The sequence below is a fragment of the Pseudarthrobacter sp. SSS035 genome (genome assembly GCF_023273875.1).
Taxonomy (GTDB): domain Bacteria; phylum Actinomycetota; class Actinomycetes; order Actinomycetales; family Micrococcaceae; genus Arthrobacter.
In genome coordinates, this window is the sequence record NZ_CP096882.1 from 454,047 (window position 1) to 477,120 (window position 23,074).

Below are 23,074 nucleotides of genomic sequence, written 5' to 3' on the forward strand. Positions count from 1 at the left end.
GGGCGGTGCCCGCGTTCACTACCTGTTCCGGTCTGCTCTGCCGTCATTTGCGGATGCAGGCGATCGAGTCCTCTTCCAACGGTGAGAACGCGCCGTCACTCCTGACGATCATCACCTGGATACAGGTGGGTTCCGTCGGATTCAACGCAACCTGAGCGGTTGGCTCGGCAGTGGACTGGTACTCACCGTGGTTGCCCAACGAATAGACCCGCCACTTGTAGGCGTCGCCCGACTTCGGCTGCGGATTGGTCCACGTGAACGTCGCCTTGCCGGCGGCGTCCACGGTCCCCGCCAGATCGGCGACGTCGGGGACTGTCCCGTTGTCCAGGGCATCCGCCGGGGGTTTGCTGACCTGGCCGGTCTCTTCGACCTTCGGCGCCGGGGCCGGGGCCGAAGACGCCAGCACGATTCCGACAATGATGGCAAGGACCAGCAGCGTTCCGCCCGCGGCGGCGAGCCACACGTTGCGCCTGCCGTGGTCGGGCGCCGCCTCGGGGGCGGTTTCGGTGACGGGGGCCGGCCGGCTGATCGTCGCGTCGATCTCCGGATCGGCCCGCCCGGCCCGGCGGCCGGGCAGGCCGGTCTGCCGGCCGGCCTGGGCGGGAAGGGGCCCGGGACGCTGGACGGTTGCGTCCGGCGCGGAACCGTAATCGGCGGCCGGTGCACTGCCGCGGAGCATCGTGGCGTGGGCCCACTCGCCTGCGGAGTTGCTGCCAGCCTGCGTGCCGCCGTCGTCCAGTTGGCCGTCCTGGCCGGCAAACAGGTTGCCCGGAACCTGCGGCCGGCGTGCTGCCGTGGCCGTAGCGGCCGGGGGAAATCCGCCGGCCGGAAAGCCCGACGGCGGCGCACCGGTTCCGGGGCGTTGCGGCCGGGTGCGTGCCGGGAAAGTAGGGGCGCTGCCGGTCCGCTCCGGATCGATGGCCGCAATACTGCGGACGCGGGTTTCCTCGAAGCCGTCATCGGGGCGGTTCTCTTCCAGCTGCTGCTCCTCGAGTACCTCGAACGGCGTGACCGAAAGGTTCAGTTCGGCCTGGATCCGCTGCAGGGCGAGGGCAAACGCGTGGGCTGAGGAGTAACGGGACGCCGCCGCCTTGGCCATTGCCGTGGACAGTGCCCGCTCCAGCGACTCCGGAACGTCGGCCCGGCCCAGGCGCGGCAGTGCCGCGCTGGTGATCCGCGAGATCAGTTCGCGCTGGGAATTATCGGTCCCGGGCATCACGAACGGCGACCTGCCGGCCAGCAGTGTGTACAGCGTGGCGCCCAGTGCCCAGACATCCACCATCACGCCATCCACGGGGCCGTCCGCGAACTGTTCCGGCGGCGACCACGGAATGGACATCCCGGCGTCTTCGTCGGCGTCACCGCCCAGCGTGCCCGAGATCCCGAAGTCCGTCAGGGCCGGCCGGTTGTAGTCCGTCACCAGGATGTTGGCGGGCTTGATGTCCCGGTGGGCGATGCCGGCCCGGTGGGCGGTCTCGACGGCCGAGGCCACTTGGATGCCGACGGCCAGCACCTCATCAACGCTGAAGCGCTGACGGCGGTACCGGACGTCCAGGCTGGGCCTGGAGCAGTACTCCATGGCTAGGTAGGAGTGACCGGCCTCGGTCACCTCGGCCTCGAAGATGGTCACAATGTACGGGTGGGAGGAGAGCTGGGCCATCAGGTTGGCCTCGGACTCGAACCTGCGCCGGGCACCCTCGGTCTTCAGATCCGACAAAAGGACCTTGACCGCCACTTTCCGGCGCGGCCGGTCCTGTTCGTAGAGATAGACGTCCGAGAACCCGCCGGAGCCGAGCAGGCTGATGTAGGTAAACCCCGGAATATGGGGCGGCGGCGCAACCGGCCGTTTGGAACTCAAAGAATCTCCTCAAAACGCAGTGAGACGTCGTCACCCAATTCGGCGATGTCGCCGTCGAGCAGGATGGCCATCTCGTTCTGGGCCAGGCGGCGGGGCGGCTGGCCCGCGCGGACCAGGACCGTGCCGTTGGTGGCCTTCAGGTCGCAGAGCATCACGTGCCAGCCTTCGAGCCGCACTTCCACGTGGGAGCGCGAGATGTCGCCGCTGGGGCTGGCCACCTGGACCAGCCGCGGCATCACACCGCCCTGGACCCGGGAAACGGACGGCTGCCGCCCAATGACCAGCGACTGGTCAAGGTCAACCAGTGCACCCGTCGAGACCCGCATCCGGCCCAGCCGTGGCCTGGCCACCTGAACGGCATCGGCGGGCAGCGGCGAGCCGCAGGCAGCGCACTGCGCCTGGGTGGGCGGATTGGCGTGTCCCCGACCGCAGACCCGGGCCAGCACCAGGGGGCCTACGGCCGAATCCGGCTCCGGAACCGGGGCGGGATGCGCGGCCATTCCGGCGAGGTCGCTCTTCATGATCGTGTGGCCGTCGTGGTCACCATCGAACGCGTCCGGGTCTGCTTCCGGCTGCCCTGCGTGCACTTCTGCCCGGACGTCCGCCGGGGGCTGACTCAACGGGGGCTGATTCAACGGGGACAGGTTCGACGGCGGCAGAATCAACGCCGGCAGATTGGACGACGGCGCAGCCTGGGCAGCAGGTGCGCTCCCGCCGGTCCGCCACGGGACCGAGTCGATGAGCCCGCCGATCGTCCGGGCGGCCGCAGGCGGCGTGGCTGTGGGCGGCGTGGCAGGTGGGCCTGCCGGTTCGTGGGCAGGCGGGGCAGGAGCCAGGCTGGCCGCTGCCTCCGGCTGTCCTGGAGCGTTCGCCTGTGCCGCATCGACCGGTGCCCGAGACGCGCCAACAGGTGGCGCGGGGGCTCCGTGATCCTCTTCTGGTTCGTCCCGGACGGCTGCGTCCTCGATGCTGCGGACAACAGTCCGTTCCCAGAGGTGGTCGTAGCTGCCGGTCATTTCGTGGGCCGGGACCTGGTCAGGATGGGCGGTGCGTTCCGGGGCCGGCTCCGGGTCCGGCCCGGTTTCCGGGGCTTCGGCAGCAAAATTGGAGTCGTCGTCCAGGAGCCCCATCACCGTTTCCGCCGAGACCTCCCGGTCATGTTGCAGCTCTGGTTCAGACGCAGGTTCAGGTTCCGGCTCAGCTTCCGGCGCCGGTTCGGAGTCAGGCTCCGCTGCCGTTTCAGTGACCGGTTCAGCGTCCGCTACGAGGACGACGCCGCCGGCAGCGGTGGGTGCCTCGACGTCAGCGGGCGTGGCAGCCGGAGCCGCCACCTGGTCCACTGGAATTCCGGTGAGCGACACTGTCAGAGACTCCAGCAGGACCACGCCTTCGCTGAGCGGCAACACGTCCCCGGCCTGGCCGTCCCCGGGCTGGCCGTTTCCGGCCGCAGTGAGGCGGTACCACTCGGGGGTGTCCAGGCGGCGCTCGGTCCAGGTGGTGACGTCCCGCCCGTTCAGGTCCACGGGGCCGCCGGGCAGCTGTACGGTCAGGTCCAGGTCGCCGCGGAGGAAGATCCGGAGCGCGTCACCGGAATCCACCATCCCGAACGACGGTATCTGCGCCAGGGAAACGCCGAAGCTGCTGGTGACGGCGTGGAGCAACTCGTGGACTTCCGGGGCATTCTCCAGCAGTTCCCACAGGGACTGCACCAGGGCGGGCGGGGTCCCGGGCCCCAGCAGGACCACCGTGTTGGCCCGGACAACACCGAGCCACGTGCCCGCGGTGTATGTTGCGGTGGCCATGTCAGTGTTCCCCTCTTCCGTCGTCCTGGCCGGCCGGCCGGCTGGCGTCAACAATCTGTCCCCGGGGCAGCGTTACCTCCTCCGCAGCATCAGCGGCGGGGCGGGGCGCAGTGGTGGCGATGCCGCCGTCGTTCATGACGTTCCTGGCGTCCACCACAATGACGGTGACGTTGTCCCGTCCGCCATTGCGGAGCGCAGCCTGGATCAGGGCATCCACCGCGTCCTGCGGGTGGCCCACGGTGCTCAGGATCCTGGAGATGTGCTCGTCCGTGAGTTCGCCATTGAGTCCGTCGGAGCAGACCATGATCCGGTCGCCCTCCTCAACGGGCAGGAGCCAGTAGTCAGCTTCGATCTCGTCCCCGGTGCCCAGCGCCCTGGTGACCACGTGGCGGCGGGGATGGACCATGGCCTGCTCGGCCGTGATTTCACCGGCATCCACGAGTTCCTGGACCTCCGAGTGGTCCACGCTGACCTGTTCAAAGTGCCCTTGGCTCAGCCGGTACGTGCGGGAATCCCCGATGTTCATGACCAGCCAGTACGGCATGCCCATCTGTTCCACCACCACGGCACCGGTGAGCGTGGTCCCGGCGCGGGCACCGGTCACTTCCCGGATGGAACTGTCGGCGCGGAGCAGGTATTGCTGGAGGACTGCCGCCGTGACGCTGCGCTCCCCGGTGGCCAGCTGTGGCATGGCAGCCAGGGCGCGGACGCACATACCGCTGGCAATCTCGCCGGCTTCGTGTCCGCCCATGCCGTCTGCCACGGCGAAGACGGGGTCGGAGGCAATGAAGGAATCCTCGTTCAATTCCCGGCGCAGCCCGCGGTCCGTTCCGTAGCCGTAACTCATGCTGAGGCCGGTTCCGTGGTCTGCGTCAGCTGGGTCACTGGCGGGCTGTGAGTTCATGCTTGTCCTAGGTGGAAGGAACGGTCACCAAAGTGGACAGTGGATCCCGGACTGACAAAAGCGGGCACGCCCGGCTGCAGTGGGGTGCGCCGTCCGTCCGGTGTGGTGACGGCGCTGCCGTTGGTGGAGTTCCGGTCCGTCACCCAAATGCCGCCACCGTCGGTCAGCAGGTGGAGGTGCGTCTTGGAGATCGAGCGGCCGGGATCACTGACCGCCAGGAGCTGGGCCTGCTGCTCCCCCGCCTGGCCAAGGGGGTTCCTGCCCAACAGGACGTTGCGGTCGAGCTGGAAGTCCCGGCCGTCGTCGAGCTTTATCCGCAGTACGGCGACGGGCGCTGCATACGCTGCCCCGCCGCGCATCTGAGTGCGGTCGAGGTCGTCATCTGGATGGAACTGGGCGCCCGGCGCGGGAACCGCTGGGGCCGCGTACGGGACATGCGGCTGGAAAGGAGTGGACGACGGCGGCGCGTCCGGCTGGGGTGCGAACGGCGGCGGCGCGGCTGCCGGTTGAGCCGTGTACGGCTGCGGGGCGTACGGCTGCACGGGTTGTTGGACCGGCGGCTGCTGGGCCGACACAACCTGGGGCGGCTTTGCGGCCCCGGCCACAGGCGACGCGACCTGCTGGACAGGCGGGAGGTCCAGGGGCGCGAAAGTGTACGGGCCCTGGATGCCGCCGGACGTGATGGGGTTCCGGCCGTCCTTGACGTCGAACACCAGCGTTTTCGCCACGGTGTCATGCCAGCCGCGGAGCCTGCCGTTGCGGTCCCAGGTGCTGGAAACCACCACCAGCACGGCCCACACCGCGCCGACCAAGAGCAGCGGTCCGAGGATAAAGACAGCCACATCGAACCACTTGAAAATGACGATGGCCACGGCGGCCAGGAGCGCCAGGATGATGCCCGCGCCGGTGATGAGGCCGCGCAGGAACACTCCCCCGGCGCCGGCTGCGTAACCATCCTTGTCAGCGCTGCGGATGCCCATGACGTGGTTGCCGAGGGTCTTCCCGGACCGGCCTTCCATGCCCACCAGGACCGCCAGGTAGACCAGCGTCAGTCCCAGGCCGATGCTGCCGAACAGCACCAGGGAACCGGTGTCATAGATGATGAAGCCGCCGCTTTGGGTGCGGGTGATTCCCGCGAATCCGATGGCGAAAGTCACCACCAGGACCGCGACGGGGGCCAGCCAGTCGAGCACTGCTGCGCCGAGCCGTTTCCCCGCCGTGGCCGGAACAAGCTCAAGATTGGCTGCCATTCCCGTTCCTCCCCCTGGAGCCGTTTGTACTACCGGGATAGTACCGGGATTCTGGCGAGCGTGCGCCGCCGCACGCTCCATCATGGCCCGCTGCGCATGGTCCACGTTGCGTCCGCTGCGTGCCGCCCTGTTGGGCAGCGGAGCACCGCACGCCGGACAGAACGTGGCGCCGCCCCGGATCAGTTGCTGGCACTGCTGGCAGCGCTCGGCCTCGTTCATCATGAGTCAGTGGAGTTCTTCCTGCCAGGGTTCCGCAGAACGGCGGACTCATCAGGCTCGGAAGCACCCGCCGTCGTCCGGGGTCCGCTTTCCTGTGCTGCCGGATTCGGGGTTCCGGCAGCGTCCGGTCCGGTCCCCACCCTACCGGTGGCGGACCGCCATCCGGGGGAACCCTGGCCGGACGGACGCACCAGCGGGCCCGGCCCGATCCTGGCGCCACGCAGCTTAAGAGCGTTGCGGCCATCAGCCAGCAGCGACCGGGGTGAGAAGCGGGCCTGCTGGCGGCGCCAGAACCCCAACGTCCCGGTCATTTCCTTCAGCGAGCCGTCCACGATGGTCCAGTATTCCCGGACCTCCTCCTCGCTGGGCTGGCCGGCGCCGAAGATGGAGGCATCCGCACGGTGCGCCAGCATGGTGGTGGTCTGCCCGGTGGCCGGGAACGAGGCAGCAAGCACCACTGCGCTTTCGCGCCGGGTTGCACGGGTGTCGACGCCGGCGCCCAAATCCGTGGCGAGGCTCACCACCTCGTTCCAACCGCCGCCCACACGCTGGGCCGGGTGCCCCTCCGTGAGGCGGGCCTTCCGGCGTCGTGATTTAAGGAGCGCGATCAGCAGCAGCGGCAGCGCCAGGATGGACAGCGGGATCAGGGCAATGCCCAGGGCCCCGAGCAGGGCACCCCAGAAGAGCCACGGATTGTTTTTCTTCTCGTCGGCGTCCAGCGCGTCCGGCGAGGAATCCGGCGGCAGATCGGCCGGTTCCTGCGGCGGGGGCGGCGGCTGCAGCACCTGGGGCTTGGGTTTGGACTTGTTTTCGGGGTCCGGCGGGATGGGGACATTGTCCTTGGGCGGCGTGGGGTCGAAGCTGACCCAGCCCACCCGGTCAAAGGCCACCTCAACCCAGGCGTGGACGTCCTTGCCCGTGACCTTTACCTCGCCGGCGCCGTTCTCGGGGCTGGTCGGCTCGGGGTAGAAGCCCATGACCACGCGTGACGGGATGCCCAGGTGGCGGAGCATCAGAGACATGGACACGGCATACTGCTCGTCGTCGCCGAGCATCTGCTTGGCGGTCAGCAGGTTCCTGATCCGCGACGAGCTGTGGCCGGACACGCTGGGCAGCTGGCCGTCAGCCACCAGGCCGTTGCTGAAGGCGCCCGTCTTTTGGAAATGCGCCTCGACCTGGCGGACCCGGTCAATCGCGGTGGGCGCATCGGCCGAGAGGTCGTTGGCCTGTGACCCCACCACCGGAGGGACCTCGACGGCGTCCGGCAGCGTAATCTTCGCGAAGTCGTACTGCGTCAACTGACCGTGTTCGAGCTTCACGGGATCGGACACCTGGACGCTGTAGGAATCGCCCTTGGACAGGCCCTGCGTGCTCACGGCCGTGTCTGTGCCCGCATTGAAGTACAGGCCCGACGCCGCGGCGGAGGCGCTCTGGTCAAAGCTCAGGCCGGTGGTCTTCCGGCCTCCCGGGACAAAGTAGCCCTGGTAATCATCGATGGTGATGTCGATGGAGTAGTCATTCGAGGGGACGACGCCCGAGGTGTCGGCCAGGGTGTTGATGGACTCGGTGTCGCCCACCTTGCTGAAGCTGCCGGAGCCGTTGGGATCCATGTTGTAGTTGGTGCCGTTGAAGGCATCCAAAGCCCCCAGCCGGACACGGCCGTCCCGGGGCAGTCCTTTGACCACAAACAGGGTGTCGTCTTTCTTGTCCTTGACGAACGTCCGGAAGCTTGCCAAGGGCGTGACGTAGTCCTTGGGATCGAACGGCGGAACCACCACGTTGCGCAGGACCTTGCGGTCACTGCTGGCGGTGACCAGGGGCGCCGCCACCGCGGTAATGGCGACGCTTGCGGCGATCACGGCAGCGGCCGTGCCCAGCCGGCGGAGCTTGGCCCGCTGGGCTGTGGCCGCATCGGTCTGCGGACGGTTGACTGAGACTTTTCGCGTGTCGCTGCGCCGCAGCGCGTCACGGCGGAAGGTGGCCCAGGCAATCGCAATGACGGTGAGTCCGATGCCGCGCTCCACGGTGAGGAAGGCAGCGTTGGTGCTGAAAGCTATGCCCGTGACGAAAAGCCCCAGCACGGGAAGCAGTGGCCAGTACGGGGTTTTCAGCCGCCAGGTGAGGATGCCGGCAACCAAGGCGGTGAGCAGCGAACTCAGGAACGGGACGATCAGGACGCCGCCGGCAGACCCTACCGGAACGCCCACGGTGAGCATGTCCTTCCAGGCGAACACAACTCCAAGGAGCAGCGTCCGCAAGGAGTCTAGGCTGGGAACAAAACCGGCAATCGCCACGTCCGGGACTGCCAGGAGCGTGCCGAACACCAGGTAGGCCCCAAGCGCGAGGGCTGTAGTGATCAGCAAACCCAGGCGCAGGTGCGCGTTGGCGGCGGCGATGCCGAGGCCCAGGAGGATGCCGCCGAAGCCCGAAAGCAGATAGTAGGGGTCTCCGCCGAAGCTGAGGCTGAAGCCGAGCAGGCCCAACCCCAGCAGGACGGTGAGGGCGCCGGCGTCGAGCACAAAATGCCAGACCGGCTGGCCGTCGGCGAACGATGATTCGTACTGCCGCTGCTGCGGGCGTGGCCGGAGGCCCGGGGCGGAGCTCATGCAGCCGCCTTTCTGAGGACGATGGCGAGGTCAGCGAGGTCGCCGAGGGTCAGCACTGTCAGGTCTGCGATGTTGGCGCGGCCCGGTGCAGCCCCGATTTGGAGGCGCACGGCCAGGCTCCTGACGCCGAGCGGCACGGAGGCCGCGGCCGATCGGAGCTGGGAGGGTGTCACGTTGCTGCCCACCACAAAAAAGACCACCGACGCGTTGGGGACGGTGTCGGCCAGTGTCCGGGCGAGGTCGACGGCGGTCCGGCGCATGGGTGCCCCGGCGATCCGTGTCATGTCATCCAGCATGTTCCGCCCGGTTTCACAGCGCAGCGGCCCCTTTTGCGTCAGGACGTCCAGCTCGCGCTGCTCGCGGATGGCCTGCCGGCCGATCGAGGCGGCCGCTGAGATGGCCATTTCGAATTCCTGCTCCGAGGCGTACTCGTCCGTGTTGATCGACAGTGAGATGGCCAGGTGGGCGCGCCGGGTCTCTTCGAACTGGCGCACCATCAGCTTGTTGGTCCGCGCGGTGGTCTTCCAGTGGATGTGCCGCCGGTCATCGCCCGGTACGTAGTCCCGCAGGGCATGGAAGGACACGTCCGCACTGGACAGGTCGGTGGTGGGCATGCCCTCAAGGTCGCGGATGAATCCCGCCGCTGAACCGGCCAGTGCCACTGTCTTCGGGTGGACGAACAGGTCCTCCGGTTCCGTCCACAGCACCTGCCGGCGGAGGAGGTGCAGGGGGTCGGCCCGGACGGAGCGGACAGGTCCCACCACGATAACGGCGCGGCGGGCGGTTGGGATGGTGAACAGGTCCTCGTGCACCTGCGCGGGCTTCATCCGGGGCAGGTGGAAGACGGCGGTGGCGTTGCCCACCGGCAGTTCCAGGGCGGCGGGCAACAGGGGCCTGGCCGAGGTGTTGGAGACGGCGATGCTTCCTACCGCACTGTCCCCGACGGCCACACGGGTCCGGGCGAGGTCCAGGATCACGCCGTAGGATGACCGGCCCAGGATGAACCCGATGGCGATCAGGAAAAGGACAAACGCGGCGATGGCCGACGCCTTGGCCTCCTGCCAGCCGAAGGTCTGGCCGGCAGTCCACAGCAGGATGGAGGCCGCCAGGACGGACCAGCCCAGGACACTGACCACCGAAAGGACAGGCCACACGTAGCGCAGCCACAGGCCACGGACCCTCTCCCACGCCGGGGTGAGGGCGAGGGCGGCGGTGCCGGTGAGCTCGGCCCAAACGGACGAGGGATGCAGCCTGGTGGGTCTGCCGCCCCGGCGGAAGGGTTGCCGGAGGCGTTCAGCAAGCCGGGCCAACGGAGTGCTGCTGGACATAAATGTGCCTTTGTTCGCGCTGGTCAGTGGTGGTCGGAGCTCCGCCGGAGCGTCAGACGGCGGCGCGCTGCTGCGGTGCCGCGATGTCGGACAAGACCCGGGCCAGGACGGCCTCGGGGGTGGCGCCGGAGAACTCAGCTTCCGGGTCCATCACAAACCGGTGCGTCCACACCACGGCTGCCAGTTCCTTGATGTCGTCAGGCAGGACGAAGTTCCGTCCCTGCCCCGCGGCCCAGACCTTGGCGGCGCGGACCATGGCGATGGCGCCACGCACGGAAACGCCCAGCCGGGTCTCGGGCGCGTTGCGGGTCTCTTCGCAGAGCCGGGAAATGTATTCAAGGACCGCCGTGTCCACATGCACTGTGGCAGCCAGGTCAGCCATGTCCGCCACGGCCTGCGTGGTGATAACTGCGGAGATCTCCTTGGAGCGGTCTTTCAGGTTCGAACCGCCGAGCAGCTGGACCGTGGAGGCGTGGTCCGGATAGCCGATAGAGGTCTTGATCAGGAAGCGGTCCAGCTGCGCCTCCGGCAGGCGGTACGTACCGGCCTGCTCGATCGGGTTCTGCGTGGCCATCACCATAAACGGCCGGCCTGCCTCGTAGGTCACGCCATCCACGGTGACCCGGGATTCCTCCATGACCTCCAGCAGCGCCGACTGGGTCTTCGGCGAAGCGCGGTTGATCTCATCGGCCAGCACGATGTTGTTGAAGATCGGTCCCTTATGGAACTCGAACTTCTGCGTCTTCTGGTCGTAGATGGTCACACCCGTGACGTCCGAGGGCAGGAGGTCGGGGGTGAACTGGATGCGGTTGTTGGAGCCCTGGACGGTGGCGGCCATCGCCCGGGCCAGCATGGTCTTGCCGGTGCCGGGGGCGTCCTCGAACAGCACATGGCCCTCCGCCAGCATCGCGGTGAAGGTGAGCCGGATGACGTGGTCCTTGCCGAGCACCGCCTGCCCCACGTTGGCAACGAGCTTGTCGAAAGTGCCTGCAAACCATTCGGCCTGCTCGGTGGTCATGGTCATGACGTGAGTCCTTTTCTTGTGGTGCTGGTCTGATGACGTCGTTTGCGTGGGACTGGCGCTGGTGTCAGCATTCGCCGACGTCCGTGCCGCTGATATCGATGGTGGCGAGCTTGACGTACCAGCCCGCGTGGGGGCCACCGTCCATGCGGTACCACTTGTAGTACCCGGGGTCCGTTGTTGGCGAACCGTAGATGTTCATCCAGCAGGCGCTGTTGATCCAGCCATCCGAGGTGGACACCCAGTTCGCATCGCTGGAACCGCAGCGCGCGTCCCCGCCCACATTGCTGTAGCGGTCCGGGACATTTGGCTTGCCCGGGCAGCTGTTGTTGGTGGAAGGCTTGACCCTCACGGTGGTAACCGGCGGGGTGGGATCGGCCCCGGACGTGGAGGTGACGGGTCCGCCAATGGCACCGTCCACCACGGTCACGGCACGGACCCGCAGCCTATGGTCCTTGCTCCAGCCTCCAGCGCCGGCATCGAAGCTGTTGGCCTGCCCCACGTTCTGCCAGCCGCCACCGTCGACGCTGACCTCGTAGTGGTTGAGTGGTCGGCCGTTGGTGTTGGGGTTGTTCCAGGACCAATGCACCTGGCCATCGCCCTTGGGCGAAGTCATGCCGTTCACACTGGGTGCGTTCGGCGGACCGTACGGGTTGCCGGTACCGATCGCTTTGGCGTCCCCGGACACGTTGTTCTTGGTGGACGTCGCGATGATGGTGACCGTGATGTCACGGCCGTTAGTGAGGCCACCGATGGTTCCGCCGCCGGCCTGGATGCTTCCTGACTTGCCGTCTGCGTTGTACGTGTACTGGATTTCGGTGTCCGTCGAGCCATTCCGTTGGGCTTGGGTCAGCGGCGTAAACGTCACGCGGAGCTGGCCGCTGTTACCGGTGTCAGCCACGGTTCCGCTGCTTACCTGGCCTGGCTTGCCGGCTGCCCGGATCTGGGCCGACGGGTTGCTCGTTCCGCTGGTGCCGGCCTTGTTGGTGGCCGAAACGGTGAAGGTGTAGTTGCTCTCGGAGTTGTCCACGGTGACGTTCTGCGTGGTGCCTGAGGCTACCGGCTGCGTGGCAACCACCGCCCCGCCCTGCAGGGTGGTCAGCGTGTAGGAGGAGACGGCGTCGCCGTTGTTGTTCGGCGCCGTCCAGCTGACCTTCAGCTGGCTTGTGGATCCCACCTGGCCCGCCTGGGTCGCCGTCGGGGCGGCCGGCGTGGCGGGGACGCCCGCCGGGACTTCGGCTGCCGAATACGGGCTCCACTCGGACGGATCCTTGGCATCATTGCGGGCCAGGACCCGGACCTTGTAGGAGACGCCGTTCTGGAGTCCCTTCCAGACATAGCTCACCGCTGCCAGGTTCTGGATCTGGGCGTTCTGTCCCGGCGGGGCCGGCGAGATTTCCAGATCGTAGGTTTTGACGGGTGATCCCTTGCTGGCCGGTGCCACCCAGTTCACGGAAAGCTGTTTGTCACCGAACTTCAGGGTGGGCGCCAGGGGTGTGTCCGGCTTGACGTCCGGGCGGACCTCGGCGGAGGCCGGGGAGCGTTCAGACTCGCCGAACTCGTTGGTAGCGGTGACCTCGAAGTCGTACTTCGTGTTGTTGACCAGGCCGGTCAACGTGCAGGTGTTCGCCGGACAGTCCTGCCTGAAGCCCGACTCGCCGTAGACCGTGTACTTGGTAATGGGCGCACCGCGGTCTGCCGGGGCGGACCAGTTGAGCAGGGCAGTCTTGTCGCCAACGCTCTGCGCCTGCGGGGTCGTCGGTGCCAGGGGCTTGTCCTTGACGGTAAGCCGGATTCGCGCCGTGGCATTGCGGGAATCGTCTCCGGTCTTGTCTGCCACCGTATAGGCAACCACCATGGTCCCGGTGAAACCGGACGACGGCGTCACCGTTACCGAGTCGCCGGACACCGTTGCGCTGCCCTGGCCCGTCTCGGTTGATGCGGAAATAATCTTCAACGCAGTCTCGGGGAACGGATTTGAGTCGTTGGCCAGGACGTTCACGGTGACCGGCTTCCCGGCGGCCGCGTTCGGCTCCAGGTCGTCGTTCGCCACCGGTTTGGGCCGGTTGGAGGCCGTGACGGCCAACTGGTAGGTGGCCGTTGCCTCCAGCCCGCGGGAATCCTTGGCCTTGACCTGGACCGCACCGGTGGTGCCGGTGGCGGTGGCGCCGTCCACGGATGTCTTGAGGATCTTGCCGTCTATCCGGGCATTAAAGCTAGCCGGGCCGCTACCCACCAGTTCGTACTTCATGTTGTCCAGATCATCCCTGTCCGGGTCGGAGGTCAGCCGGCTCAGGTCCAGGTCCGCGGACTCGCCCTTGGGCACGTCAACGTTCGCGCCCAGGAGTTCCGGCGGGTTGTTGCGGTTGGGGTCCGGCAGCACCTTGGTGCGGATGCTCAGGGTGGATTTCAGCCCGGCAGGATCATCCGGCCCGGTGCCGTCGGTAACTTCAAAGCTCAGCGAGCCCGGGCCAACGTAGTCGACGCCGGCCGTGTACTTCAGCGCCGTTCCGTCGCCGGAAACGGGGTTGCCGCCGTCGGAACCGATGAGCTTGATCCGGTCCGTCTGCGTCAACCGCGGTGAGCGGCCTTCCCGGACTTTGACCCATTCCTTGAGGTCGACGTTCACGGATTGTCCGGCGATGACCTCAATAACCTCGTCTTTGGCGAGGGTGGGAACCTGCTGCCCCAGCCCCGGCGCCCAGATGATGGCTGTGGACTTCTGGCCGTCCACGTCTTCGACCGTGTATGGGATCAGCTGCGGCTGTTCGGTCAGGTCTACGAGCATGGTGCCGTCCGGCCCCGGGCGGGCGGTGAGGGACTCGGTGCTGAGCTTGAGGTTCTCGCCGACGCCGTCGGGGTCTTCATCGTTCTTGAGGACCGGCACGTCCACGGCAGTCTTGCCCATCGCCTGGGCGGAGGTGACCCGGTCGTCGCGGGCAATGGGCGCCTTCAGCGGGACCTCGTTGTCCACCACCACGCGGACGGTGGCTTGGGCGGTGGCGTCGCGGTCGTCGGCGATGGTGTACCGGACGTTGACCGTCCCGGCAGCGCCGGGAGCGGTCAGGATGATGCGGCCGCTGGTCTTGCTGACGGTGGCCTGGAGGGCGTCGTCAGCCTCGATACCGTCCGTGAGGATGCGGATGATGTCGCCGTCGGGATCGGTGTCGTTGCCGGTGGCGTCGACGGCGATCTGCCGTCCCGCCCGGACCTTCACTTCGTCATCCACGGGGGTGGGGTTCTGGTTCGTTTCGCCACGGGGGGCGATGCCCACCGTCACGGTTCCGGTGTTGACGGCGCCCTGCCGGTCCACCACCTTGTAGCGGAACGTATCGGTCCCGGCGCCGTCGCCGGCAGCGGTGAAGTCAATGAAGTTGCTGCCCACGGTGGCGGTTCCCATGGCCGGGGTGCTGTCGATACCGGTTAGCTGAACGGAGTCGCCGTCGGGATCGATGCCGTCCAGCGGAACAGGAATGCGGACAGAACCGGCGGCCACCACACGGGCCGTGAGATTCTGAGGCTGGGGCCTCGAATTCTCGGCCCCCTCCAAGGGAAGGATGTGGATGGTGACGGCGGCGGCGCTCTTCTGCCCCTGCGGGTCCACGGCATTGTAGATGGCCCGCACGGTTTTGGGCTGCGGCCCGGCGATGAAGCGCAGGGTGTTTTCCGAGACGAAGCTCTTGCCGTCCAGTTCATCCACGGCTTGCGGCAGGACGGGGTCCACGCTCAGCTCGAGGCCCTGCGGGTGGGTGTCGTTGTCCAGCACCGGGATGGTGACGACGTCGTTGACCCTGACGTTCACTTCGTCGGGTTTGGGCTGGGGGGCCTCGACGACGGCGGGGGCCGGGACGGGGACCACGGAGACGCTGCCGGTGGCTGACTTCTTGCCATTGGACATGGTGTATTCAAAAAGGAACGGGTCCTTGGTGCCCAGCACATCGGTGATGCGCAGGACGCTGTGGTCGATCACGCTGACCGAGGCCGTGGTGTTGTCCGGGAGTTTCACGGACTGCAGCACCAGCACGCCGCCGGAAGGATCCGAGTCGTTGGCCAGCGGGTCCAGCAGCACGCTGCCTCCGGTGGGCATCAGCGCAACGTCGTGGACGGCCACGGGGTCACCGGCGTCCTTGCCGGACTCCACGTCAACGCGGATCAGGCCCTGGCTGCTCTGCGGGCCGTTGCTGGCGATGTAGGTCAGGTAGACGGGACCGGGAGTGGTGCTGCGGAACGTGAAGGTACCGCCGTCGGTGACCGGGCCCAGTTCGGCAGGACCGTTGGCCTCCACCTGCGCGAGGCGGAGGGCGCCGCCGTTGGGATCGACGTCGTTTTTCAGAGGCGCGATCACCAAGTCCTGGCCCACCACGGCAGTGACATGATCGGCGTTGACCACCGGCGCCAGGGCGCCCGGCGGCTGGACGTTCACCACGACTTTTCCGGTGACCGTTACCCGGCCGTCCCAGATGGTGACTTCCACGTTTTTCTTGCCGGCGGTGGCTCCGGAGTCCTGGAACGTCAGCAATCCGTCGCGCCGGACCTTGACCTGGTCCTGGTCGTTATCTGCCTTGGCGTCCAGCAGGACGAGGTCGTCGCCGTCGGGATCCACCCAGTCGGTGAGGATGTTCTGGCTGACGGTTTTGCCCTGTTCCACCAGCATGGTGGTGGAGTCTCCGCCGCGCTTGAATGCGGGCGGCTTGTTTTCATCGGCTGCCACCACGTTGAGCGTGACCTGTCCGCCGGCTGAGAGTCCCCGGCCGTCGGCGGCGTTGTAGCTGAACGTCTCGGCGCCGGGCCTGGCGTCCGCGGGAACTGAGATCTGGAACGCGGTGCCGCCGTAGATGCTTTCCACTGTTCCGGCTTTGGGCCCAGAATCGCCGACGGCGGCGGTCAGGACGTCGCCGTCAGGATCGGAATCGTTGTCCAGGACGCTGAGGATGGTGGTCCGCCCCGGACGAACGCCCAGGATGTCCGGTTTAGTTTCCGGCGGCCGGTTCGGTTTGGTGCGGTCCGGCAGGACGTTGATGGTGTTGTTGTCCGCCGATTCCTGGTCCTGCTCATCGGATTCGTTCTTCGGAGGAACAACGTCGTCCCAGTTGTTCACGAGCTGCATGTTCTGGTTCACCAGCCACACATTCCCCGAATTCACATCGTTCAGGACCACCAGGTCCCGGTTCACCCGGAAAACGTACGACGGCGACGCACTCGCCTTGGGCACGTCAACGTTCTTATCATCAGCATCATTGGTGCAGTCACGGACATACTTGTTCGCCCCGGACCACGCAGCATGTACACACCCGGCCTGCTGCACCGGAGCCGCCGGCACACCCTCGCCATCAAAGGTGACCGTCTTCGCCGTGGACCCGTCCAGCGGCTGCTTCAACAATGCCTTCTGCGTCGACACCGCCACAAAATCACTCGCCGGACCGCCCTGCTGCAGCTTCGCATCCCGCGCATTCTCCAACTGCAGCCGCTTACCGCCCGGCAGGAACAGCTTCCCTGCAGCAGCATCCAACACCACCGGTTTGTCCCCCACTACCGTGATCTGCAGATCCCCTGCACCCTTCAGCTCACCCCAGGTACTGGAATCGGTGGACACCACTTCGCCGTCCGCGTCCACCTCCGTGACAGTCACCGCGCCCGACTTGGGATCGGCGCTGTAGATCCGGTCATCGGTACCGACTGCGGAGACCAGGCCTCCGGAGCCAACCATCACAGGTTCGGAGGCTTCCTGGTCAAAACCATTTACCGTGGACGGCGACACGGCCCAGACCTTCCCCGATGCGGCGTCCGTTACTGAGATCACGTTGGCACCGAAGCTCACATCCGCCGAACCCGGAAGCTGCTTGTCCCCGCCGAGGCGCATGTTCGCAGGAGAAACGTGGTTCAACGTCGAACCCGTCTCATCATCCACAAACACATCCCCGGAGTTCTGAAGAATGTCGAACGTCGTACTCGCGGGTGCGACCGCACCATCCAACACACGCGAGGGATAATTCAGCCTACCCACGGCATTCTTGGATTTGGAGACTACCCACACGCCGCCGTCGTTCAACTCCACCTCAGTGGTCTTAAACCCCGGATAGATGATTGCACCGGCAACCAACACAGCGCCGGCCGCGGCAAAGGCCGAACCCGTAACGATCTTGTTGTAGCGCTTCTTGAGACCGAACTTCCCCAGCAGTGATGTCACAGCGTTACTAATCCCTCAATTGTGTCGCGGCCCCCAGTGCGGCCCCTCCAAAGACCCGATACCGGGCTCTCTGGCCCCCGCGTCAGCCTACCGAAGCATGGCTGCTGCCGCGATGGGGAGCGCTCCCCTAGCGCTGCGGGACAGGCCGCCGCCACGGTCGACTATAGCGCGATACGCCAACAACTGGATAAACCCGCAGGTCACGAACAAACACGTCCCTGACGCTCAGCAAGGGGGTATTCCGTGGCTCCCGGGGTCCCAGTTCCGGCTAGTCGAGGACCAGGCCTTTTCCTTGACCGCGTGCCAGAAGCACGGGATGGATTTCGCCGAACCCGCGGACATTTTCAGCAGGCTGCGGAACGAGAATGAAGCGCTTGTCCTGGTCCAGCGCGGATGCAGTCATGGAGTCAATCAGGACCGTTCCCGGATCCGCCAACGTGGTGAGCCGGGCGGCGAGGTTGACCGTGGGGCCGTAGATGTCCCCCAGCCGGGACAGGATCCTGCCCCAGACCATCGCCACCCGCGCTTCCGGCAGGATCTCGTCTTCGGTGAACGCCTGTGCCAGGGCCAGCGAGATCTCGGCTCCGGCAGCCGGAGTTTCCGCGATATACAGGACTTCGTCGCCTACCGTCTTGACCAGCCGCCCGCCGCCAACGGAAATGATCTCGGCGCATTTGTTCTCAAAGCGCTGGACCAGCCGGGCGAGGGTCTTTTCATTCATCCTGCGGGAGAGACTCGTATACGAAACCAGGTCAGCAAAGCCGACGGCGCGGGCCAGCGGCAGCGGGGCATCGTCTTCATCGCCGTCGCGGCCTTCCTCGCTGGCCTGCAGACCGGCTTCGGCGCGCACGGCCAGGCGTTGCACGCCGGCATTGAGCTGCCGCCGCCACGAATAGACCAGCATCTCCTCCAGTGCATCCAGTAGGGAGGGAAGTTCCTTCACCAGGCGCTTGCGGGCCACAGCGTCCGTGACGCCCTGCTCGTGGACCATGTCCTCCACCAGGGCCTCGATCTGCCAGACCACCATGCGGTCGGTCATCTGTCCGATGGACCGGGTCACGGAGATGGCGGCCTCTTCGGTCAGCACCCCGGTGCGGACCAGGTCAACCACGGTGGACAGCGCAGCCTGATCCCGTTCGGTGAAGGCGACGTCTTCGTCGCCGAAGTTCGGGAAGCCGAGGGCACGCCACAGCTTCCGGGCAGAAAGGAGGGACAGCCCTGCGCCGGCGGCCACCTCACGGCGCCGCAGCTTCCGTTCACCGCCCAACAGCCGGGCCTCAAGAGCCTTGGCAGCCACTCGTTCCGGAGAGAGCGTGCCTGTTGCCGGGTGGGCGGTTTCGGGCACGGCGGGAGCCGGCAGGTCCGCTTCGTCCCGCTGGTCCTCATCGTTCATCGTCTCCACCTTCTCTCAACTCCCACGGCAACGCTTCGTCTGTGTAATCCGATATCTCATCAGTCCCCGGGTCCCCGCCCACAGGCAGTTCGTCAATCGCATCCAGCACGAAGTCCCGGAACCGTACTGCTTCCGGGACGTCCTGGATGTTCACCACACCTTGGTACCCGGTTTCCAAGGATATATTCCCGGAGCGCAATATGCGCTGCAGCACCGACTGGTGGACCGTCACGTTGCGGATCGACGCGAGGTTGACCTGCTCGTCCCGGCGCCGCATCATGCCGTAGCGGGCAACAATCCGCCTGCTCGTGAGGATGTACCGGGTTGCTTGCCACCGCAGCAGCCGAGGCAGGCAATATGCCAACCATATCCACGCAGCGGCCAGGACGCATGCCAGGACGATCCACGGTGTCCAGCCAGCGGAAGCCACCGGCACCAGCCGGGTAGCCTCACCCCGCACGGTCCAGGCACTGGCAAAAGCTGCAGCGGCCGGTGCCGCAATAAAGGCTGCGGCCGGGCCGGCCAGCTTCCTCGGCTGCGGGCGGGTGATCGTAATGACCTGCTCGCCCGGCGCGAGGCCTTTACGCATAACCGCTTTCAGCGCCCTGGCCCGGCGGGGTCCACGGGCGCAGGTGGACCACATCGCCGGCGGTGACCACATGCTCGCGGCGGTCCTTGTCCACCACCAGCAGTGAGCCGTACTCGTCCAGCCTCGAAGCGTGCCCGATGATCTCGTGGTCACCGGGCAGCTGTGCGCGCACTTGCTTGCCCAGCGTCGCCATGGCGGACTCCACCCGTTTGTGGAGCGAAGGGCCGCCGGCAATCCCGGCGGCGGGGTCGCCGTCGGCATTGCAGAAGCTGCGGTAGAGCACGGCGAAATGGGCGAGATAGCTCTTGAGCAGCACGGTCCGATCAACAGTCAGCGGTTCTTCCAGGGCAACCGACGTCGCTGTGGGCACCGGGAGTTCCGACGCGGTCAACGTCACGTTCAGGCCGGTCCCCAAAATGACCGGAGGAACAGAACCGTCCCCCATGGGCCCCAGCTGGGCCAGGATCCCGGCGATCTTGCGGCCACGGACCAGGACGTCATTGGGCCACTTGAGCTCGGCCGGAAGGCCCGCGGTCTCAAGAAGCGTCTGCCGCAGCGCCAGCGCGCCCAGCAGTGACAGCCACGAATACGTGTGCGTGGGCAGGGGCCTGCCCTCGGCATTGGCTGGCCGCAGGACCAGGGACACCGACACCGAGCTCAGCGGCGGCGCTTCCCACCGCCGGTCCAGGCGTCCGCGGGCAGCGGTCTGGTACTCGGCCGTCAGCACCGACAGGTCCGGCCACTCCTTTGGCTCAACCGTCACCGAGCGCAGCAGGTCCGCGTTGGTGGAACCGGTGGAGTCCACCACCACCACCTTGGCGATGCCTGTGGCCGCCAGGAAATCCTGGTCCGCCAAGGCTCCACGATCCAACGGATTTCCTGGGGTGTGTGAGTCATCCATGGTTGAATCCTATCGACTCAGGCGCCGCCGCTGGCTGTTCCCACAGCCACATGACTGGAACCCGCGGCTCAGAGGAATATGTCCGGAACCAGGCGATCCTCCGCGGCCCCGAGGCTGTACGGACGGAAGTCGGTGACACCCGCCGCGCGGAGCACCTGTTCGTCCGTATAGAAGTTGCCGCTGGGTGCACCGGCGCCGGCCAGGTTGCCGCCGGTCAGGACGGCGTGGGCTGCGTCGGCCATGATCTGTGGTCCGCGCGCGGCCTGGACGATCTCCTGGCCGCCGGGCATGTTCCGGATGGCCGCGGTATCGATGAGCGTGCACGGCCAGAGCGAGTTGACGTTGATTCCGTCGGCCTTGAGTTCTTCGGCAAGGCCCAGCGTGGTGAGGCTCATCCCGTATTTGGCCATGGTGTAGGCCAGGTGCCTGCCTGCCCAGTGCGGGTCAAGGTTCAGGGGCGGCGACAGCGTCAGGATGTGTGCGTGGGCCGATTTGCGGAGGGCGGGCAGTGACAGCTTGGACAGCAGGAACGTGCCGCGGACATTGATGTCCTGCATCAGGTCGTAGCGTTTCATGTCCACGTCGTCGGTGGTGGAGAGATCGATCGCGGATGCATTGTTGAGCACGATGTCGATCCCGCCGAAGCGTTCGACGGCGGCCGCCACGGCTCCTGCGACGTCTTCGTCGCTGCGCACGTCCCCCACGATTGCCAGGGCGTGGCCTCCGGCGGCCTCCACCTGCTCGGCGGCGCTGAAGACGGTGCCTGCCAGCTTGGCGTGGGGCTGGCCGGTCTTGGCCATCAGGACAATATTGGCACCGTCCTGCGCGGCCCGGGTGGCAATCGCCAGCCCGATGCCGCGGCTGCCGCCGGACATCAGAATGGTGCGGCCCTGAAGGGACCCGGTGGCCTGGTAGGGCCCTGCGGCAATGGACCTTGCGTCGTTGCTGGAAGTCATGGCTCCACTGTAGCCGAGGTATGTTACTGGCGAGTAACATAGTGCTGGCCGCTGGAAAGTGCGGAAAATTGTAGGTTTTCTACAGTCGTCCCACGCAGATGCGTCATTAGACTAGCCAGCAGGGTTCGTCTTTTGTGTGGAATCTACTTAAATCCCGCGCCTGACCTGCCAGTTACCACCGCACGCAGCACCACATTGTTACAGCACCAATCTGCTATAGAGCCGGAGACACTTGATGAGCCACGATCTGACAACGACAGCGGGAAAGATCGCCGATTTCCGCGACCGCCAGGCCCGTGCAGAACAACCCTCCGGCCCCGAAGCCATCGAGAAGCAGCACGCCCGCGGCAAGAACACCGCCCGCGAGCGCGTGGAACTCCTGCTGGACGAAGGCTCGTTTGTGGAGCTTGACGCACTGGCCGTGCACCGCTCCACCGCCTTCGGTATGGAAACGAAGAAGCCGCTCGGCGACGGGCTGGTCTCCGGCTACGGCACCGTGGACGGGCGTCCCGTTGCCGTCTACAGCCAGGACTTCTCGGTCTACGGCGGATCGTTGAGCCAGGTCAACGGCGAGAAGATCGTCAAGGTCCAGGAATTCGCCCTGCGCAACGGCTGCCCCGTAGTGGGCATCCTCGACGGCGGCGGTGCCCGCATCCAGGAAGGTGTGGCCTCCCTGGCCATGTTTGCCGACATCTTCCGCAATAACGTCCACGCTTCCGGCGTCGTCCCGCAGATCTCTCTCATCATGGGACCGTCCGCCGGCGGCGCGGCCTACTCCCCCGCCCTCACGGACTACGTGGTGATGGTGGACAAGACCTCGCACATGTTCATCACGGGACCGGACGTCATCAAGACCGTCACGGGCGAAGACGTCGACATGGAAACCCTCGGCGGCGCCCGCCAGCACAATGCCAACACGGGCACCTCCACGTACCTGGCCTCCGACGAAGCGGACGCCATCGAGTTCGTCCGCGAGCTGCTGGACTTCCTGCCGTCCAACAACCTCTCCGAAGCCCCGGTGCTGGAGCACCAGCAGGAGCTGGAGGTCAACGATGACGACCTCGCCCTGGACACGCTCGTCCCCGACTCTGCCAACCAGCCGTACGACATGCGTACCGTCATCGAGCAGATAGTTGACGACGCACACTTCCTGGAGATGCAGTCCCTCTACGCCCCCAACGTCATCATCGGCTACGGCCGGGTGGAGGGCCACACCGTGGGCATCGTGGCCAACCAGCCGCTGCAGTTCGCCGGCACGCTGGACATTGCAGCCTCGGAGAAGGCCGCCCGCTTCGTCCGGAACTGCGACGCGTTCAACGTCCCCATCATCACCTTGGTGGACGTCCCCGGCTTCCTGCCCGGCAAGGACCAGGAGTTCCAGGGCATCATCCGCCGCGGCGCCAAGCTGCTGTACGCCTACGCCGAAGCTACCGTCCCCAAGCTGACGGTCATCACGCGCAAGGCCTACGGCGGCGCGTACATCGTGATGGGCTCCAAGAAGCTCGGCGCGGACCTGAACCTGGCGTGGCCCACGGCGCAGATCGGCGTGATGGGTGCCCAGGGCGCCGTCAACATCCTGTACCGCCGCGACCTGGCCGCCGTTGCCGAGGCCGGCGGGGACGTTGAGGCCCGGCGCGCCGAGGTCATCCGCCAGTACGAAGAAGAGTTGCTGAACCCCTACCAGTCCGCCCAGCTGGGCTACGTGGACGCGGTCATCGCACCGTCCGATACCCGGGGCCAGATCATCAGGGGCCTCCGTGCCCTCCGCGACAAGCGGGCGAGCCTGCCCACCAAGAAGCACGGGAACATCCCGCTGTGATCGAGGAGAAATCGGTGGTTGAGCCTGTCGAAACCGATGCCCCAGTGCTTTCTGTAGTCAAGGGGCAACCATCGGCCGAAGAGCTTGCAGCGCTGACCGCCGTCGTGCTTTCCCTGGGCAGCGCGGACGCCGTGGCCGACGGGAAGCCCACCGCCCGCGACTGGGTGCGCCGCCAGCAGCTGCGGCTCGCCCCGACGCCGGGTCCCGGCGCCTGGAGGCGGAGCCGGGGTTAGGCTCGTGG

General features: G+C 66.6%; 14 protein-coding genes. 2 read left to right on the top strand and 12 right to left on the bottom strand.

Annotated elements, in window-relative coordinates:
* Positions 1-43 precede the first annotated feature (43 nt).
* The 12 genes from MUN23_RS02130 to MUN23_RS02185 all read right to left on the bottom strand — a co-directional run bounded on the left by MUN23_RS02130 (position 44) and on the right by MUN23_RS02185 (position 21,014).
* On the bottom strand, positions 44-1,858 hold the full coding sequence (locus MUN23_RS02130) for a serine/threonine-protein kinase (RefSeq protein WP_248761883.1): 1,815 nt from the start codon (positions 1,856-1,858) through the stop codon (positions 44-46).
* Complete coding sequence (locus MUN23_RS02135) at positions 1,855-3,660, bottom strand: FHA domain-containing protein (protein ID WP_248761884.1); 1,806 nt, start codon at positions 3,658-3,660, stop codon at positions 1,855-1,857. Before MUN23_RS02135 ends, MUN23_RS02130 begins: the two co-directional genes overlap by 4 nt.
* A gap of 1 nt (position 3,661) precedes the next feature.
* Positions 3,662-4,564 (bottom strand): PP2C family serine/threonine-protein phosphatase, encoded by a 903-nt coding sequence (locus tag MUN23_RS02140; protein WP_248761885.1) that lies wholly within the window; start codon positions 4,562-4,564, stop codon positions 3,662-3,664.
* Positions 4,561-5,814 (bottom strand): RDD family protein, encoded by a 1,254-nt coding sequence (locus MUN23_RS02145; protein WP_248761886.1) that lies wholly within the window; start codon positions 5,812-5,814, stop codon positions 4,561-4,563. The genes MUN23_RS02140 and MUN23_RS02145 overlap by 4 nt, the downstream gene beginning before the upstream one ends.
* 218 nt (positions 5,815-6,032) lie before the next feature.
* Complete coding sequence (locus MUN23_RS02150; protein ID WP_248761887.1) at positions 6,033-8,639, bottom strand: transglutaminase-like domain-containing protein; 2,607 nt, start codon at positions 8,637-8,639, stop codon at positions 6,033-6,035.
* Positions 8,636-9,967, bottom strand: a complete 1,332-nt coding sequence (locus MUN23_RS02155) for a DUF58 domain-containing protein (RefSeq protein ID WP_248761888.1) — start codon at positions 9,965-9,967, stop codon at positions 8,636-8,638. The genes MUN23_RS02150 and MUN23_RS02155 overlap by 4 nt, the downstream gene beginning before the upstream one ends.
* 52 nt (positions 9,968-10,019) lie before the next feature.
* A complete protein-coding gene (locus tag MUN23_RS02160; RefSeq protein WP_056348155.1) occupies positions 10,020-10,991 on the bottom strand; it encodes a MoxR family ATPase in 972 nt (323 codons plus the stop codon).
* Positions 10,992-11,055: 64 nt separating this feature from the next.
* Positions 11,056-17,175 carry an Ig-like domain-containing protein gene (locus MUN23_RS02165; RefSeq protein WP_248761889.1) on the bottom strand — a complete coding sequence of 2,040 codons (6,120 nt, stop codon included), beginning with the start codon at positions 17,173-17,175 and terminating at the stop codon, positions 11,056-11,058.
* Between the two features lie 268 nt (positions 17,176-17,443).
* Positions 17,444-18,568, bottom strand: a complete 1,125-nt coding sequence (locus MUN23_RS02170; protein WP_141139924.1) for an adenylate/guanylate cyclase domain-containing protein — start codon at positions 18,566-18,568, stop codon at positions 17,444-17,446.
* Complete coding sequence (locus MUN23_RS02175; protein WP_248761890.1) at positions 18,558-19,157, bottom strand: PH domain-containing protein; 600 nt, start codon at positions 19,155-19,157, stop codon at positions 18,558-18,560. Before MUN23_RS02175 ends, MUN23_RS02170 begins: the two co-directional genes overlap by 11 nt.
* Positions 19,150-20,058: a biotin--[acetyl-CoA-carboxylase] ligase gene (locus tag MUN23_RS02180; RefSeq protein WP_141139922.1), complete on the bottom strand. Its 909-nt coding sequence runs from the start codon at positions 20,056-20,058 to the stop codon at positions 19,150-19,152. The genes MUN23_RS02175 and MUN23_RS02180 overlap by 8 nt, the downstream gene beginning before the upstream one ends.
* Positions 20,059-20,126: 68 nt before the next feature.
* The gene (locus MUN23_RS02185) at positions 20,127-21,014 is read right to left on the bottom strand and encodes an NAD(P)-dependent oxidoreductase (RefSeq protein ID WP_248761891.1); all 888 of its coding nucleotides are present in this window, start codon (positions 21,012-21,014) and stop codon (positions 20,127-20,129) included.
* A gap of 235 nt (positions 21,015-21,249) precedes the next feature.
* Here MUN23_RS02185 and MUN23_RS02190 point away from each other — a divergent pair, with 235 nt between their 5' ends.
* Both MUN23_RS02190 and MUN23_RS02195 read left to right on the top strand, forming a co-directional pair.
* A complete protein-coding gene (locus tag MUN23_RS02190; RefSeq protein WP_248761892.1) occupies positions 21,250-22,833 on the top strand; it encodes an acyl-CoA carboxylase subunit beta in 1,584 nt (527 codons plus the stop codon).
* Positions 22,830-23,066: an acyl-CoA carboxylase subunit epsilon gene (locus MUN23_RS02195; protein WP_248761893.1), complete on the top strand. Its 237-nt coding sequence runs from the start codon at positions 22,830-22,832 to the stop codon at positions 23,064-23,066. Before MUN23_RS02190 ends, MUN23_RS02195 begins: the two co-directional genes overlap by 4 nt.
* The last annotated feature ends 8 nt before the right edge of the window (positions 23,067-23,074 follow it).